The following is a 17,192-nucleotide window of genomic DNA, read 5'->3' on the forward strand; positions in this document are numbered from 1 at the left end:
TGCCGGGGTCGCGCGATGGGGACAACTGCCCGGTTTTCCGCCGTCATTACCGTCAGCACGGGGGCGCACCTATGCCTGCGGGGTCCGGAAGGTTGGTGTGACCTGCGATGATGTACCGGCCAACGTTGCGGTATGAGCCTGACTCGATGCGCCACCAGCGGTGCATACCGGTCCAGTTATCAGTTTGGTCGATGTAACAACGCACCACAATCGCGCCCTGATCAGCGGACGCCATCCACGGTGGCGTATTGCCACCCTTGCCGTCACACGTGTATTTGTTCGGGTCATAATTGGCGCCGCCCTGCGTAAAGCTGCAGGACCGCACTACCGCTCCGGGGTTCATCGTAGTTGTCCACTCGCCCTGGCGCCCCGATGTGGCTCTGGCCGTTGCTACGGCTCCGCCGGTTCCCAAAGAGTTGAAGGTCTGCACCCGAATGCTGTGCCCCTCTTCCCAACCGGCGGTGTTGATGGTTCGGCTGCCGGAAGCGCCGACGGTTTCCCAGCCGCCGTTGTCGATGCTGATCTTGGTGGTCTTGACGTCGTTGGTGGACGGCGAAGGAGACGACCAATTGAATGTCACAGATTTCTGGTTCACTGCACCGTTGGACCCCGACGCCGACGGCGTCCCGGGAGCGCCGTAGGGCGTCGCTGTCGCCGCCGCACTCCCGTCCGAGCTGGGCGCTACTGTCGAGTGTGCCGTGACGGTGACGCTGGTGGCCTGGCCGTTGGCGAATCCTCCCACCGTCTGCCCGGGCTGGATGGCACCAGTGCGTCCGCCTCCGGAATAGGTGTAGCTGACCTCGCTGGCTTTGGAGCCGTTGCGTTGGGTATCGCTGAGGGCACTGAAGTTGATGGTGAGCTGGCCACCGGCACCGCCCGTGTTGGCTGGCGTGGCACTGACGTTCTGGACTGTAGCCAGCTTTCCCGTCGCCCTCCGCGGCGGTGAGGCTGCGCTGACCGCGCTCTTCCCTGCCTTGTTCTCAGCCTGGACGGTAAAGGTGTACGCCGTTTGGTCGGTGGTGACCTCGAAGGTGGCTGTCCGGACGTAGCCGGGAATGGTCTGGGTCTGGTTGGCCCCACTGCCGCCGGTCATAATGACGTAATAGCTCTTGATGGGGTCGCCGTTGATGTCGGGCTCGGCCCAGTCGACGCGGAGCTGGTTCCGGGAACCGACGGCGGACACTACCGTGGTGGCCGGTGGCGCCGGTGTTGCCGGGACGCCAGCAGGATGGTCCTCTGCGGAGTACAAGCCCCAATCGGACGGACCGAGTTCATTGACGGCCTGGGCACGGACCTTGTATTTGACACCGTTCGTCAGCCCCGCCCAGGTGTAGCTCAGCCCGGTTACCTCGTTCTTGATGGCAACACCGTTGGCTGGGGGTGGCGATATTTCCAAGTTGTAATGCTTCACCGGCGAGCCCTCGGTCTTGGCAGGCGTCCAGGTGATGGCCATGTCCTTGTCACCTGCCTTGACGGTTGGCGCATCCGGGGGTGAGGGCTTCTCGTCGGGGGTGATTTCGTTGGATGCCCCGGAGGGCTGGGAATCCCCCACCTCGTTGGTGGCAACCACCGTGAAAACGTACTTCACGTTGTTGGTCAACCCCGTCAGCGTGCAGGTGGTGGTGGGGCATTCCTGCTGGAAGCCGGACGACTTCACCGTGTATTTGGTAATGGGTGACCCGTTGTCCGACGGCGGGGCCCACTTCAGGACCGCCGTCTTGCTCCGCACATCGGTTGCGGCCGGTGCCGAGGGGGCATCCGGCTTATCCCTGACGGTGATGCGCACCCGCCCCACGGATTGGCGGCTGGGGTCATCCGTCTTGTCCTTTATGGTGTAACGCACTACCAGGACGCCCTTGAAGCCATCGGCAGGGGTGACCGTAACGGAGTCACCGGCAATACTCGGCGTGCCGGAGGCATTTCCCGTCTCAACTACTGCAGAGAGAATCGTCAGCGGATCGCTGAAAGGGTTGAAATCGTTCCCCAGCACGTTGACCGTTTCGGACTTTCCGGCATTGGCCTTCTCCACCACATCATCGTTCGCCACAGGTTTGGGACGGTTGGACGAGACCACCGTGACATTGACTGCTGCCTTGACCGGCTCGGACCGGCCATCTGTGACCTTCAGCGGCAATGTCCCCCGGGCTCCCGGATTCAGAGAACTGCCGGCAGCGACTTTCAGGACCGAACCATCCACACGGGCTTCGAATCCGGCCGGCAAATCACCATCGAACCCGAAGGTGAGCTTTCCTTGGTCCTTCTCATCCACATCAGCGGCGAGGTTTGCCAGGTCCAGTTCAGCGGTCTCACCCTTGGGGGCTTCGATGGCCGCTCCGCTGAAGGTTGGAGGGTGGTTGGCGTCAGGGTCCGGAAGCACCCGGGTCATGATGGTCAGCGTCGACTTCAGGCCTTCGCTGTCATCGGGGCCGCTTCCATCAGTGACTTCGAAGGTGATGGAGCCCGGACCGGAGTACTCCGTTTGGGCGGCGTAGCGCAATGCTGTTCCATCACCGGCAATGACGTTGCCGGGATCTCCGCCCAACACCCGAATCTTGTCGGCAACCGTGATTCGAGGCTGGCGGCCTTCACGGACCTTGACGTAGTCCTGCAAGGCAAGAGTGATCTCCTTGCCTGAGGTGATCTCCACGATGTCATTCCTGGCGAGCGTCGGGTACTGAAGTCCTTGGCCGGGAATCCACATGATGGCGGTAGCGGCCTGGCCATCGATATCCGTAACCGTGTACGGAATGAGCTGATCCTCAGGGACCAGGGTCACCACGATGTTCCCGGCAGTACCGACACGGGCATTCGGGTTGCCGTCCGGCAGAGCGATCTTCAGGTCTTCAGCCACGCCGTCCGGATCGGAATCGTTCTTCAGCACAGGAACGTCCACAGCGGTCTTGCCCAGCGTTTCGGCCAGGGTCACCCTGTCATCCACGGCTATGGGTGCATGGAGGGGTGCCGTGGGATTGGTTTCCACACGAATGACAGCGCTTGCTTCAGCTTTCTTGTCGTCCTGTATCCGGTAGCTGATGCTGTCAGTCCCGGCAGCGTTGGGCGCTGTGAGCAGCACCTTCCCATTAGCTGCTTCTGCCTGCAGCTCCGGTTTGGCCTCCAGCGTGGGCACCAAGCCGATGGGGTCGCCGTCGGGGTCCGAGTCGTTCTTCAGCGCATCAACTGCAATACGCCGTCCGGGACGGACGTCAACAGCGTCATCGACGGCAACCGGCTTCTGGTTGTCCGCCTCCGCCGGTGCAATCCCGACAATCAAGGTGCCGGTGTTCTCCGCGCCGATGCGGTCCCGCACGCGATAGCTGAAAGTATCAGTCCCGGCAGACTTGCCCCCGGCCGTGTATTCCAGATACCCGTCCCGCAGGATCCCCGTTCCACGTTCCGGAGCCTTATCGATGCCTATCAGCTGGACTGAGTCGCCGTCAGCGTCGATACCGTCCAGCGGCACCGGGATCTTGACGGTCATGCCGGCCACCACCCTGGCTGTCAGGTTGCGCGGCTCCGGCCTGGTGTTGGTGGCATCGTCGCGTCCGCGAACGCGGATGGTGACCTGCTGCGAGTCGGTCTGCCCCGAGGCATTGCTGACCTTGTAGATGGCGTAGACCGTGGTGGGGTGATCGCCGGCGATAAAGCGCAGCGTGTTCCCCGAAACAAACATCCGTCCGTCCGCCTCGTCCGGCTGTTGGGCCAGGACGGGGTCCAACGTGAGTTCCCCGCCGTTGGGGTCGGTGTCGTTTGCCAGGACCGGTATGGTCACCACGTCTCCCACACGGACGGTAACCTCATCCGGTTTGGCTTGGGGTGCCTGGAGCTTGCTTGGCGCAGGGACCACCTGGACGGAAATATCGCCCGTTGCTGACGCCTTACCGTTGGAAATCGTGTACTTGAGTGAAAGCTGCCCCTCTGCCCGGATGTCCGTAATCTTGACCACCGAGTGGTCCAGCACGGCGACCGAAACAGGCAGCCCGTCCCCCGCCGTTACGGACTGGACCACCAGGACGCCGCCAGCCGGGTCGGAATCGTTCCCCAACACGTCCACCACCGTGCTTCCGCCGCTGGGCAGCAGGGCGATGTCACGGACTGCCACAGGCGCGTCATCGCTGTTTCCGGAGACGACGTCGACCCGCACCAATTGCTGCGCGCTCGCCGGTCCGTTGGTGACCATGTAGGTGACGTAATGGGCGCCGACTGTCGTGGAGTTGAACGTGAAGGTTTGCTGGTCCGGCCCTACCACCGCCGTTGATTGCCCGTCCGGCTGAGCCTGCGCCAACCGTAAGGTGCCACCTTGGGGATCGGTATCGTTCTTGAGCGGTGCAATGACCGTATCCTGGCCAGCGACGGCCACCACGTGGTCTGCGTTCGCGATGGGCGGGAGCGCTCCGGGGGCACGGACATCAACGCTGATCTGTCCCTGCGTGGTCAGTGAACCGTCCGAGACACTGATGGTCAGTGTCTTGCGCCCCGGCCCTGCGCCCGAATCCTGGAACGTGAGCAAGCCGTCCGGCCTGATCCGCACCTGGTCGGCCGGATCACTGCTGGAAGCGGCGACGGCGAAGAGGTCGTCGCCGTCGGGATCCAGCCAGTCAGTCAGGACGAATTGGCTGGCGATTTTTCCGGTCTGCACCACCAAGGCGTTGTTGCGGTTCGGCTTGGGCTGCGGCGCGTTGTTTTCCTCAGCGGGGACCACCCGGAGGTTTACGTCCGCACCGCCTGTTCCGCCGCGACCGTCATCCACGGCGTAAGTGAATGTCTCCGAACCTGTTGTTCCCGCGGGCACGGCAATTTGGAAACCGGTGCCTCCATAGACGGCCGACAGCGCCCCTGTCTTGAGCGCCTTGCTGTTACTGACGGTGAGGACGTCGCCGTCGGCGTCGGCATCGTTGTCCAGGACCGGCAGGATCGTGGTCTTGCCTGCACGGATTCCAAAGGCGTCCGGCTTGGCCACCGGTGCCGTGTTCGGTTTGCTCCGGTCCGGGAGGACGGTCTGCTGGACTTCGTCCGCGGAGTCCTTGTCGGCGTCGTCCGATGTTTGTTGTGGCGGAATGACATCGTCCCAGTTGTTGACCAACTGCATGTTCTGGTTGACCATCCAGACGTTGCCCGCGTTGACATCGTTGAGGACCACCAGATCGCGGTTGACCCGGAAAACGTACGACGGCGACCCACTCGCCTTGGGGATGTCCGCCCGCCGGTTGTCGGCCTCGTTGCTGCATTCGCGGAGGTATTTGTTGGTCCCGGACCAGGCTGCGTAGGTACAGGATCCGAGATGGACCGGCGCCGCTGGAGCGCCCTGACCGCCGACTTGGACGGTCTTTGCCGTCCCGCCGTCCAGCGGCTGCAGGATCAGCGCCTTGGGCGTGGCAATGGCAACAACGTCCGCTGCAGGGCCGCTCTGCTGCAACTTGGCGTCGCGGGCGTCGTCCAGGTGCAGCTGTTTGCCCCCGGGAAGGACGAGGTTTCCGGTGTCTTCATTGAGCACAATGGCTTTGTCTCCGACTGCCGCCATCTGGACAGTTCCGCCGGCTTTGAGGACCTGGTCATTCTGGACCTTCGAGTCAATGGCCTTGCCGTTGGCATCCACCGTCGTGGCTGTCATTCTGCCTGCCTCCGGGTCAAGCGTGTGAATGACGTCGTCGACGCCAACCACTGAAACCACCCCCGGGGACTGCTCGAACAACGGCTCGGATTCGTCGCTGAACCCGCCGATGGATGTGGGCGAGAGGGCCCATACCTTGCCTTTGGCCGGGTCCGTGACGGCCAGGACCTTGGTGCCGAAACTGACCACAGCTGCGCCAGGGAGTTTCTGGTCCCCACCCAGCCTCATGTTTGCGGCACTGACCGGATTGAGGGTGCCGCCCTTCGAATCATCGATGAAGACATCGCCGGCCTGCTGGAGGATGTCGAATTCAGTGCTTGCCGGGGTGACGGCACCGTCCAGTGATTTGGAGGGGTAGTTGAGGCGACCGGCCGCGTTCTTGGATTTGCTGACCACCCAGACGCCGCCGTCGTTGAGGTCGACCTCAGTGGTTTTGAAGCCGGGGTAGAGAATGGCCCCCGTCGCCAGGACGGCGGCAGCGGCAGTAAACGCCGCGACCGAAAGGACCTTCCGCCGTCGGCTGTTGGCGCGACGTTTGCCGGGCCCATTGGGCAAAGCCATCACACATTCCCCCAGAACTCAGGCAGCACAAAGGGGGCCGGCGTCGACCCCGCTGCTGAACACGACACAATCAACGCACAGCCTACCGGGTTAATCCATCGAATAGCCAAGCTGTGACTTGAAACGCACCATCCGAACCGCTAATTGCCCAACCCTCTCGCACATCCCACCCCCTTAAACCGGAACGCTCTCCCACTTTCTTCAAGGAAGTGAGAGAGCGTCCGGCGGAATACGGTGGGATGTGAGAGAGCGTCCGGGGTGGGTGGTCGGAGGGACACGAGGCCCGGAGGGCCTTAGTCCAGCACCAGGCCCTTGCCCCGGCCACGGGCCAGCATCACAGGGTGGATCTCGCCGAAGCCACGGACATTCTCGGATTTCTGGGGAACCAGGACAAATCGGTCATCCTGCCCCAGGGCTGCGGCCGTCATGGCATCCACCAAAACCGTTCCGGGCTGGGCCAGGGTGGTGAGCCGGGCAGCAAGGTTAACGGTGGGCCCGTAGATGTCGCCGAGCCGGGAAAGGATGCGGCCCCACACCATGGACACACGGCATTGCGGCAGGATCTCGTCTTCGGTGAAGGCTTGGGCGAGCGCCAGCGAAATTTCGGCCCCGGCGGCAGGCGTTTCGGCAATGTAGAGGACTTCGTCACCGACAGTCTTGACCAAGCGGCCACCGCCGACGGAGATGATTTCCGCACACTTGTTCTCGAAGCGCTGTACCAGTTGCGCCAGCGTCTTCTCATTCATCCGGCGCGAAAGGCTGGTGTAGGAGACCAGATCCGCGAACCCAACGGCCCGCGCCAAGGGCAGCGGCGAGTCGTCCTCATCGCCCTCGCGGCCTTCCTCGCTGGCCTGCAAGCCGGCTTCGGCGCGAACGGCCAGCCGCTGAACACCGGCGTTGAGTTGGCGGCGGTAGGAGTAGACAAGGATCTCTTCGAGCGAGTCAACAAGGGCAGGCAGCTGGGCCACCAATTTCTTGCGGGCGACCGCGTCGGGAATGCCCTGTTCGGACACCATGTCCTCCACCAGGGCTTCGATTTGCCAGACCACCATACGGTCGGTCATTTGCCCGATGGACCGGGTCACGGAAATCGCGGCCTCTTCAGTCAGGAGGCCCGCACGCACCAGGTCAAGGATGCGGGACAGCGCCGCCTGGTCCCGCTCGGTGAAGGCAACGTCCTCATCGCCAAAGTTCGGGAAGCCCAAGGCTCGCCATATCTTCCGGGCGGAAAGGATGGACACGCCGGCACCGGCGGCAACTTCACGACGGCGGAGCTTGCGTTCCCCGCCCAGGAGCTTGGACTCGAGTGCCTTGATGGCGAGGCGCTCCGCGGACATCACACCAGTGGGCGGTCCGGTGGTCACCGGGGCGGGCCGCGCCTCGGTGTCCTCGTCCGCGGAAGGCTCGGGTACGGCGTCGAACTCCTGGTCCAGGTCCTCGCCGGACTGCTGATCCTCAACGCTCATCTCTTCCACCTTCTCTCAGCTCCCACGGCAACTCGTCAAAATCCCTCAGCACTTCACCCTCAAAAACCTCACCCTTCGGGAGTTCATCCATCGCGTCAAGAATGAAGCCCCTGAATTTCCCAACCAGGGGGACGTCGTTCAGCACGGCCGCTCCGGAGTGCCCGGTATCCAAGGATATATTCCCGGAGTGCAGTGCCCGCTGGATCACCGTCTGATGAACCCCCACGTGGCGTACCGCCATGAGGGAAACCTGCCAGTCATTGCGTCGAAACATGCCGTACTTGGCAAGTATCCTGCAGCTCGTCAGGATGTATCGGACAGAACGCCAGTGGAGCACACGTTTGAAGCTGTAGGCAAGCAGCACCCACGCAGCAAGAACCACCGCAGCGCCCATGAGCCATGGCGTCCATTCCGCGGTAATGAAGGGGACCAGACGCTGTGCATTGCCTTTGACCACCCAGGCACAGGCGTAAGCGGCGACAGCCGGAACGACAATGAACACCAGCACAGGAAGAAACAGGGTTCGGCCCTGCTGCCGTGTCACGGCGATGACCTGTTCCCCCGGTAGCAACTCCTTACGCATAACCGCTTTCTGTGGCGCGCAAATGCACCACATCCCCGGCCGTAATAACGTGCTCCCTGCCGCCATGGTCCACAACCAGCAGCGAACCATGCTCATCAAGGCGGGATGCATGCCCCACCAGTTCATTGTCACCAGGCAAGTGGGCCCGGACCTCGCGGCCCAATGTCACCATGGCGGATTCAACGCGCTTATGCAGGGACTGTCCCCCGGCCAGGCCGGCAGCCGGGTCACCTTCGGCGTTGCAGAAACTGCGGTACAACCGGGCAAAACGCGACAGGTAACTCTTCAGTAGCGCGGTGCGGTCCGTCGTCGTGGCCCCTTCCAGCGCGAGTGACGTGGCTGTGGGCACCGGAAGTTCGTCTTCAGCCAGGGACACGTTGAGTCCAACTCCCAGGATCACGGCCGGGACCGAACCGTCCCCCAGGGGCGTCATCTGGGCCAGTATCCCTGCGATCTTGCGTCCGTTTACCAGGACATCATTGGGCCATTTGATCTCCGCGGTCACGCCGGCCGTTTCCTGCAGGGCCTCCCGCAACGCGACGGCAGCCAGAAGAGAAATCCACGAATAGCTCTGCGTGGGGACGGGCATGCCGTCAGCCGTGACGGGACGCAACACCACGGACACAGACACGGCGGAGCGTTCCGGCGATTCCCAATGACGGTCCAGCCGTCCGCGCGCAGCAGTCTGGTGCTCCGCGGTCAGCACGGCGAGGTCGGCCCACTTCTTTGGCTCGACAGTGACGGCCCGCACCAGGTCCTGGTTGGTGGAGCCGGTGGACTCGACAATGTTCAGTTGGGAGATGCCCGTTGCCGACAGGAAGTCCGGCTCAAGGAGCGCCTGGCGGTCCAGCCCGGGCCGGTCTGTGTGGGCAGAGGGGACATGCGGCTCGCTGCTCTCTGGCTGTTCGGCATCCATAGCTGAATCCTATCCAGTTGCGGCGGCCCGGGATGGTGCCTGGCTCCAAAAGCGTCTGGGAATCCGCCTAGAGAAAAATGTCCGGCACCAGGCGGTCTTCGGGGGCACCGAGGCTGTACGGCGTGAAGTCCGACACGCCGGCGGCGCGGAGCACCTGTTCGTCGGTGAAGAAATTACCTGTGGCGCCCTGGCCGGTCAGCACGGCGTGCGCGGCGTCGGCCATGATCTCCGGGCCACGAGCTGCTTGGACGATCTGCTGGCCGCCGGGCATGTTCCGGATCGCGGCCGTGTCGATCAGGGTGCACGGCCAGAGCGAGTTGACCGAAACGCCGTCGTCCTTCAACTCTTCGGCGAGACCGAGGGTGGTAAGGCTCATCCCGTACTTGGCCATGGTGTACGCGAGGTGCATCCCTGCCCATTTGGGGTCCAGGTTGAGGGGCGGCGACAATGTGAGGATGTGGCCGTGCCCCGACTCACGCAGAGCCGGCAGCGCCAGCTTGGAGAGCAGGAAAGTGCCACGGACGTTGATGTCCTGCATGAGGTCATAGCGCTTCATGTCCACGGCGTCGGTCCGGGACAGGTCGATCGCCGAGGCGTTGTTAACGACGACGTCGATCCCTCCGAACCGCTCGACGGCGGCGGCGACCGCTGCAGCGACGTCGTCATCATTGCGGACGTCCCCGACCAACGGCAGCGCCTGGCCGCCCGCTGCGACCAGCTGGTCAGCGGCGGTGAAGACCGTCCCCTCAAGTTTGGGATGCGGGTCGCCGGTCTTTGCCATCAGCACAATGTTGGCGCCATCGCGGGCTGCGCGGGTGGCAATGGCCAGTCCGATGCCGCGGCTTCCACCGGACATGAGGATGGTCCTGCCCTTGAGGGATCCGGTGGCCACGTAGGGAGTTTCTGCCTGCGGGAGTGCGCGGGAAGCGTCGTTGCTTGAAGTCATGGGGACACTCTAACCCAAGTATGTTACTGACGGGTAACATAGCGTTGCCTTTGGGTTGGACGCGGAAAATTGTAGGGTTTCTACAGCGGTTCGCGGCAAAGGCGTCACTAGACTGGCCTGCGGGGCCTGTTCTTTGTACGGAAGCTACTTAAGCTTCGCGCCAACACCGAACTGCGCCAGCGAAAATCAGCTACAGAGCCGGAGACACTTGATGAGCCACGATCTGACAACGACAGCGGGAAAGATTGCCGACTTCCGCGACCGCCAGGCACGTGCCGAGCAACCCTCCGGCCCGGAAGCGATTGAGAAGCAGCACGCGCGCGGTAAGAACACTGCCCGCGAACGCATCGACCTCCTGTTGGATCCGGAATCATTCGTCGAGTTCGACGCCCTTGCAGTCCACCGCTCCACCGCATTCGGCATGGAAAAGAAGAAGCCCCTGGGTGACGGCGTCGTCTCCGGCTACGGCACAGTGGACGGACGCCTCGTCGCTATCTACAGCCAGGACTTCAGTGTCTACGGCGGCTCGTTGAGCCAGGTCAATGGCGAGAAGATCGTCAAGGTCCAGGAATTTGCCCTCCGCAACGGGTGCCCGGTTGTGGGCATCAACGACGGCGGCGGTGCGCGTATCCAGGAAGGCGTCGCCTCGCTGGCCATGTTCGCGGACATCTTCCGCAACAACGTCCACGCTTCCGGCGTGGTCCCCCAGATTTCCCTCATCATGGGCCCGTGCGCCGGCGGCGCCGCGTACTCCCCCGCCCTGACCGATTACGTGGTCATGGTGGACAAGACGTCCCACATGTTCATCACCGGACCCGATGTCATCAAGACCGTCACCGGTGAAGACGTGGATATGGAAACCTTGGGCGGCGCACGCCAGCACAACGCCACCACCGGCACCTCCACGTACCTGGCCTCCGACGAAGCCGACGCCATTGAGTTCGTCCGCGAGCTCCTGGACTTCCTGCCCTCCAACAACCTCTCCGAAGCCCCGGTTGTTGAGCACGACCAGGAACTGGAACTCGACGACGACGACCTCGCCCTGGACGGGTTGATCCCCGACTCCGCCAACCAGCCTTACGACATGCGCAAGGTGATCGAGCAGATCGTGGACGACGCGCACTTCCTGGAAATGCAGTCGCTGTACGCGCCCAACGTGATCATTGGATACGGTCGCGTTGAGGGACACACTGTGGGCATCGTGGCCAACCAGCCCATGCAGTTCGCGGGAACCCTGGACATCTCCGCCTCGGAAAAGGCTGCCCGCTTTGTCCGCCACTGCGATGCCTTCAACATCCCCATCATCACCCTGGTGGACGTCCCCGGCTTCCTGCCCGGCAAGGACCAGGAATTCCAGGGCATCATCCGCCGTGGCGCCAAGCTCCTCTATGCCTACGCCGAGGCAACCGTACCCAAGCTCACCGTCATCACGCGCAAGGCTTACGGTGGCGCCTACATCGTGATGGGCTCCAAGAAGCTCGGAGCAGACCTGAATCTCGCCTGGCCCACCGCCCAGATCGGCGTCATGGGAGCCCAGGGTGCGGTGAACATCCTGTACCGCCGCGATCTCGCTGCGGTGGCCGAAGCCGGCGGTGATGTCGAGGCCAAGCGGGCCGAGATCATCCAGGGCTACGAGGAAGAACTCCTCAACCCCTACCAGGCCGCTGAACTGGGTTACGTTGATGCCGTGATCGCTCCCTCGGATACCCGCGTGCAGATCATTCGCGGCCTCCGCGCCCTCCGGGACAAGCGCGCGAGCCTGCCCACCAAGAAGCACGGAAACATCCCGCTGTGAGCACGCCGAAGCACCGCGCCGACGCGGCACCCGACCAAGTGTCCGCAGAACCGATGTTCTCGGTGGTCAAGGGCGAACCGACGGCCGAAGAGCTCGCGGCGATTGCCGCCGTCGTGATCTCCCTTGGGACACCGCAGGAAGCGGCCCCAACCAAGCCGAGCGTCCGTCACTGGGTCCGTCGCCAACAACTGCGCCTGGATCCCAGCCCGGGTCCGGGTGCATGGAAGCGCAGCCGCGGCTAATTTTCCCGTTCGTAGAAAAGTTCAACAACCCTTTCACGTAAGCGGCGTCGCGGATAGGCTCTGTGGGTGACTACTGCAAACACCCCCGTACGCCCGAAGTCCGCTATCGATGCCGTCGCTGACGCGTACACAGAAAAGCTGATCGAACTCAACCCCAGCTTCGCCACCACGCTTGGGCTGCCGGGACACGAAACCGAGTACCAGGACTACTCGCCCGCCGGTGCCGAGGCTCATGCGGAGGCCACACGGTTGGCATTGGACGCCCTGGCCGGCCTTGAGCCGTCAGATGACGTGGACGCCGTCACCCTGGATGCCATGCGCGAGCGGCTCGGACTGGAGCTGGAGATCCACGAGTCCGGTTGGGACGCCGCCGACCTCAACAACATCGCCTCGCCCGCCCAGGACATCCGTGCGATCTTCGACCTCATGCCCACGGACACGGTGGAACAGTGGGAGCATATCGCCGGCCGTGCAGCTAATGTTCCCGGGGCGATTGAGGGGTACATCGTTTCCCTCCGGACCGCCGCTGACGCCGGAAAAGTAGCCGCCGCCCGCCAAGTCCGGATTGTCATCGAGCAGACCGGCCGATACGCAGCCGAGGACGGATTCTTCGCCAAGATGGCTTCATCGGCCGCCCTTAATGGCCAGCCGCTGCCCGCCGATGTTCAGGACAGGCTCGACGCCGGGACTGCAGCCGCGCGTTCTGCGTACAGCGCCCTGGGCGATTTTCTTCGGGACGAGCTCCTCCCCCTTGCACCGGAGAAGGACGCGGTCGGGCGCGAACGCTACGCGCTGGCCTCGCGTTCATTCGTTGGCGCACAAATCGATCTGGAAGAGACGTACTCTTGGGGCGTTCAGGAGCTCGAGAGGCTTATCGGCGAGCAGGAAAAGGTCGCGGCGCAGATCAAGCCCGGCGCATCCATTGAAGAAGCCAAGGCCATCCTCAACAGCGACCCCGCGCGCCAGATCAAGGGCACCGACGCACTCAAAGCGTGGATGCAGGAACTTTCCGACCGTGCCGTGTCTGAGCTGGCCGACGTCCACTTCGATATTCCCGACGTCATGAAAACCCTCGAGTGCATGATCGCCCCTACCGATGAGGGTGGCATCTACTACACCGGCCCCTCTGACGACTTCTCCCGGCCCGGGCGCATGTGGTGGTCAGTTCCAGCAGGCGAGGACACGTTCACCACATGGTCCGAAACCACCACTGTCTTCCACGAAGGCGTCCCCGGCCACCACCTCCAGGTCGCAACGGCAACCTACCGCCGCGAACTCCTGAACAACTGGCGCCGCAATGTCTGCTGGGTCTCCGGCCACGGCGAAGGCTGGGCGCTCTACGCGGAGCAGCTCATGCTAGAACTCGGATACCTCAAGGACCCGGGCGACCACATGGGCATGCTGGACGGACAACGCATGCGGGCAGCCCGTGTGGTCTTCGACATCGGCGTCCATCTGGAACTGCCCGTCCCCGAACGCTGGGGCATCGGCACTTGGACCCCTGAAAAGGGCTTCGATTTCCTCAAAGCCAACCTCGACATCAGCGAAGGCCAACTCCAGTTCGAGTTCACGCGCTACCTCGGCTGGCCCGGCCAAGCGCCGTCTTACAAGGTGGGCCAGCGCCTGTGGGAACAGATCCGTGCCGAGCTGGAGGGGCGCGACGGCTTTGACCTGAAGTCCTTCCACAGCAAGGCACTCAACATCGGCTCAGTTGGTTTGGACGTGCTGCGGCGGGCCTTGCTGGGCTGATCTGCTTGAGAACCCCCGGCCAGAGGCCGGGGGTTCTCGGTGTGCCGCAACGGTAGTTCAGTCAAACTCTATGAAATCCCGTATTGCCGCAATCAGCCATTCATCCATCGAGTGGTATTCCGCTGCCGGGTGCCGTACGGCTGCCCCAGTCGCATCCCGCATCACATCGTAGTCATCGACAACTACGACGTCCTTTCCGGTCCAGCAGGCCACATTATCGTTATCGGACCTGCCGGCGAAAGGAATCAGGTTCCAGCCAGGGAAAACCTCGTCCAGGTGTTTCATCCGCTGCGCCTGCCGTGCTCCGCGTAGAAGTTCCCAAGGTTCCAGGTCCACCATGCCACGCTCGATCATGCGGTCATAGAGAACTGGCAATGCAAGATTCTGCGTCAATTGTTTTCCTCCGACTCGCCGTTAATCCCCTATAAATTCTTAGAACAGACACGACCGTTCATCTCATATGGCGAAGGAGTTCCCTTAACTGAATTTCAGTAGCATCGACGCGCGAGACAAGCTCCTCATTATCAATTGTCCGCAACACTGCCAATACGGCCGTTCGTAAGACACCAGTTTCTCCGTCGTCGACAGCTACCGGAAACCACCCTTCCTCATAGCAGTCGAAAAAATCGATAGGTTCTTGTCCCTGTAGTTCGATTGAACGCCACATCAGTGGTTTTTCAGAACTGAATGATCCGTGTGGGTTCTCCATCCAAAACGGACCTGCCTGCTCCTGAACGCGTCGAAGCGCATCCCTTGCGACAGCAAACCTGGCCCGATCCAGGGCAGTAGTCGATGCTTCATTCAGGCAGTTTGCGAGGGCAACGATAGTCTGAGGAGATGTTCCGATGAGGATATGTCCCGGGGGGCCCTCCTGCAGCACCTCCTCGCGACGGTCTTCGACCTCATATCCTGGCTCTTCAAGAATCCAGCGCATTACCCACCTTAAGAACTCGAAATAAAATATTGATATCCGTCATCTGGTTTGAAGGATGTGCCACCATCGGCAGCCCTCGGGTTTCTTATCACTACAGTATCGTCAAGCCAGTAGAAGCTCTTGCCATTTGGCAAATGACGGGGCGTGCCATTAATCATCACATTCTCAATGTTAGAAGCCAATTGCTCCCTACTTGTAATTCCCGGAAACTGCCCCTCATCCACTACGTGCTTTCCAAATGCGTGCCCGCCAGCTATCTCTTTTCCGGCCAGCTGCGCACGAAGACGGACTCCATTCAATACATCGCAGGCTCCCGTGGGTCTCGGGCTCATGGTCCTCAAAGACTGGCCGGCGTGATTGGTAGTTTGTATACCGTGGAAAAGATCGTCCGCTTTGGAGGTGGCACCGTGAGCAATTCCCCCGGTGCCCGCTCCAATAATGGTTCCACGCGCAGTAGCGTCAAGAAGTCCTGTGACCGTGTGAGGACCCCCACTGAAAAGATAGCTCGCCCCGGCCCCTATACCCCCGTCAACACCGCCACTGACCACGGCAGTGGCTACCGCACCTCCACCACGGGCGACCACCATACCCGCCGCCCCGCCGAACGCTCCGGCGACACCACCGATGACCGCTTCAGTTCCGACCCTTCCCCAGTCGATTGAGCCGTTCGTTGCCGTCTGCGAAATCATGGAAGTGCCAGCGCTTATCGCAGCGCCCATGACGATGCCACCCAATACGGGCCCGACGCCTGGAACGGCCATGAGCAAGGTGCCGCCCACGACTCCAGCCACTATCATCGCGCCGCCGGCGACGTATTCCCAGCTGAGGTCAACATCACGGAAGCGGTAGGAATAACTTTCACGCCCGTAACATTTCTCAACGTCCGTTCGCTATGTTATTTGGGGAACACCTAACGTGTTCCGGTGAGCACCTCAACCAACACTTCCCCCGCAGCTGGCAAGCCCGGCTTCCGGCTCCCCAAGTGGGCCGGTTCCTTCGGCGTCCAGATCATCGCAGCCCTCATTGTGGGCCTCGTCCTTGGCCTCATCGCCAAGTACACAGGCAGCACCAAGTCAGCCCCCAACGGCCTTGGCGCAACCCTCCAGACGATCGGCTCCAGCTACGTCTCGTTGCTGCAGACCGCCGTCGTTCCTTTGATCTTCACCGCCGTGGTGAGCTCTATCGCCAACCTGCGGCAGGTTTCCAACGCTGCGCGTCTGGCTTGGAACACCCTGCTCTGGTTCGCCATCACGTCGCTCGTTTCGGTACTGATCGGCATCGGCTTGGGCGTGCTCCTGCAGCCCGGCGCAGCCACCGGCATCACCCAGAAAGCTGAATACGCTGGCAAGACCGGCGACTGGTGGGCATTCCTGATCGGGCTGTTCCCGAAGAACTTCCTGGGACTCGGCGCCAGCTCAACCGTTACCGAAAGCGCGAACGCTGCCACGACCGTCAGCACCTCCGTCAGCTTCAACGTGCTCCAGATCCTTGTGGTCGCCATCGCCGTCGGCATCGCCGCCCTCAAGGTCCGTAAGCAGGCCGAAGCTTTCCTGACTTTCAACGCTTCCGCCCTGGCCGTCATCCAGAAGGTCCTCTGGTGGATCATCCGCATCGCCCCGCTGGGCACGGTGGGCCTGATCGGCAACGCTGTCGCGATCTACGGCTGGGACACCATCGGTTCTCTGGGAAAGTTCACGGCCGCCATCTACATCGGCCTGGCACTGGTGCTCTTTGTTCTGTACCCGATCCTGGTCCGCGTCCACGGCTTGTCCGTCAAGCAGTACTTCTCCGGTGTGTGGCCGGCCGTCCAGCTGGCATTCGTCTCTCGTTCCTCCATCGGCACGCTGCCGCTCACGCAGCGTGTCACTGAACGGAACCTGGGCGTCCCCTCCGGCTACGCTTCCTTTGCCGTGCCGCTGGGCGCCACCACCAAGATGGATGGCTGCGCTGCAATCTACCCGGCTATCGCAGCAATCTTTGTGGCTCAGTTCTTCGGTATCAACCTGGACTTCAGCCAGTACCTGCTGATCGTGCTGGTCTCCGTCCTCGGTTCCGCTGCAACGGCCGGCACCACCGGCGCAGTGGTCATGCTCACCCTGACCCTTTCCACGCTGGGACTGCCGCTTGCCGGCGTCGGCCTCCTGCTGGCGATCGATCCCATCCTGGACATGGGCCGCACGGCCGTCAACGTTGCGGGCCAGGCTTTGATCCCCGCCATCGTGGCAAAGCGTCAAGGCATCCTGGACGAGTCGCTCTACAACGCACCCCGCAATGGCGCTGCGTTTGCTGATGAATACGCAGCCGACAAAGCCGCCGCCGAAGCGGATGAAAGGGAGCTCGCGGGCACGAAAGCCTGATTCCACCCCTTTCTAGAACGGTGTAAATCCCCCGG

Annotated in this window: 12 protein-coding genes; 5 read left to right on the forward strand and 7 right to left on the reverse strand. The window is 62.5% G+C overall.

Annotated elements, in window-relative coordinates; all coding sequences use genetic code 11:
- Nucleotides 1–52: 52 nt before the first annotated feature.
- The 5 genes from ABHM97_RS03490 to ABHM97_RS03510 form a co-directional block, all read right to left on the reverse strand.
- Nucleotides 53–6,169, reverse strand: a complete 6,117-nt coding sequence (locus ABHM97_RS03490; RefSeq protein WP_349469609.1) for an Ig-like domain-containing protein — start codon at nt 6,167–6,169, stop codon at nt 53–55.
- Between the two features lie 293 nt (nt 6,170–6,462).
- Complete coding sequence (locus tag ABHM97_RS03495) at nt 6,463–7,635, reverse strand: adenylate/guanylate cyclase domain-containing protein (RefSeq protein WP_235519495.1); 1,173 nt, start codon at nt 7,633–7,635, stop codon at nt 6,463–6,465.
- Entirely contained in the window at nt 7,625–8,218 is a 594-nt protein-coding gene (locus ABHM97_RS03500) for a PH domain-containing protein (RefSeq protein WP_349469611.1), read from the reverse strand. The genes ABHM97_RS03495 and ABHM97_RS03500 overlap by 11 nt, the downstream gene beginning before the upstream one ends.
- The gene (locus tag ABHM97_RS03505; protein ID WP_349469612.1) at nt 8,211–9,134 is read right to left on the reverse strand and encodes a biotin--[acetyl-CoA-carboxylase] ligase; all 924 of its coding nucleotides are present in this window, start codon (nt 9,132–9,134) and stop codon (nt 8,211–8,213) included. The genes ABHM97_RS03500 and ABHM97_RS03505 overlap by 8 nt, the downstream gene beginning before the upstream one ends.
- A 67-nt stretch (nt 9,135–9,201) precedes the next feature.
- A complete protein-coding gene (locus ABHM97_RS03510) occupies nt 9,202–10,080 on the reverse strand; it encodes an SDR family oxidoreductase (protein WP_349469614.1) in 879 nt (292 codons plus the stop codon).
- Between the two features lie 211 nt (nt 10,081–10,291).
- Here ABHM97_RS03510 and ABHM97_RS03515 point away from each other — a divergent pair, with 211 nt between their 5' ends.
- The 3 genes from ABHM97_RS03515 to ABHM97_RS03525 all read left to right on the forward strand — a co-directional run bounded on the left by ABHM97_RS03515 (nt 10,292) and on the right by ABHM97_RS03525 (nt 13,866).
- The gene (locus ABHM97_RS03515; protein WP_349469615.1) at nt 10,292–11,875 is read left to right on the forward strand and encodes an acyl-CoA carboxylase subunit beta; all 1,584 of its coding nucleotides are present in this window, start codon (nt 10,292–10,294) and stop codon (nt 11,873–11,875) included.
- A complete protein-coding gene (locus ABHM97_RS03520) occupies nt 11,872–12,117 on the forward strand; it encodes an acyl-CoA carboxylase subunit epsilon (RefSeq protein ID WP_349469617.1) in 246 nt (81 codons plus the stop codon). The genes ABHM97_RS03515 and ABHM97_RS03520 overlap by 4 nt, the downstream gene beginning before the upstream one ends.
- Before the next feature lie 66 nt (nt 12,118–12,183).
- A complete protein-coding gene (locus ABHM97_RS03525; RefSeq protein ID WP_349469619.1) occupies nt 12,184–13,866 on the forward strand; it encodes a DUF885 domain-containing protein in 1,683 nt (560 codons plus the stop codon).
- A gap of 57 nt (nt 13,867–13,923) precedes the next feature.
- Here ABHM97_RS03525 and ABHM97_RS03530 read toward each other — a convergent pair whose 3' ends face one another.
- Together ABHM97_RS03530 and ABHM97_RS03535 are read right to left on the reverse strand one after the other, a co-directional pair.
- Complete coding sequence (locus tag ABHM97_RS03530) at nt 13,924–14,259, reverse strand: hypothetical protein (protein ID WP_235519477.1); 336 nt, start codon at nt 14,257–14,259, stop codon at nt 13,924–13,926.
- 58 nt (nt 14,260–14,317) lie between these two features.
- On the reverse strand, nt 14,318–14,800 hold the full coding sequence (locus tag ABHM97_RS03535) for a hypothetical protein (protein WP_349469620.1): 483 nt from the start codon (nt 14,798–14,800) through the stop codon (nt 14,318–14,320).
- Nucleotides 14,801–15,207: 407 nt separating this feature from the next.
- On the opposite strand from ABHM97_RS03535, the gene ABHM97_RS03540 reads away from it, so the two are divergent.
- The gene (locus tag ABHM97_RS03540; RefSeq protein ID WP_349469621.1) at nt 15,208–15,462 is read left to right on the forward strand and encodes a hypothetical protein; all 255 of its coding nucleotides are present in this window, start codon (nt 15,208–15,210) and stop codon (nt 15,460–15,462) included.
- 261 nt (nt 15,463–15,723) lie between these two features.
- Nucleotides 15,724–17,157, forward strand: coding sequence for a dicarboxylate/amino acid:cation symporter (locus tag ABHM97_RS03545; RefSeq protein ID WP_349469622.1), 1,434 nt, complete (start codon nt 15,724–15,726; stop codon nt 17,155–17,157).
- Nucleotides 17,158–17,192 lie beyond the last annotated feature (35 nt).

Source organism: Paenarthrobacter sp. CAP02 (genome assembly GCF_040137855.1).
GTDB lineage: Bacteria > Actinomycetota > Actinomycetes > Actinomycetales > Micrococcaceae > Arthrobacter.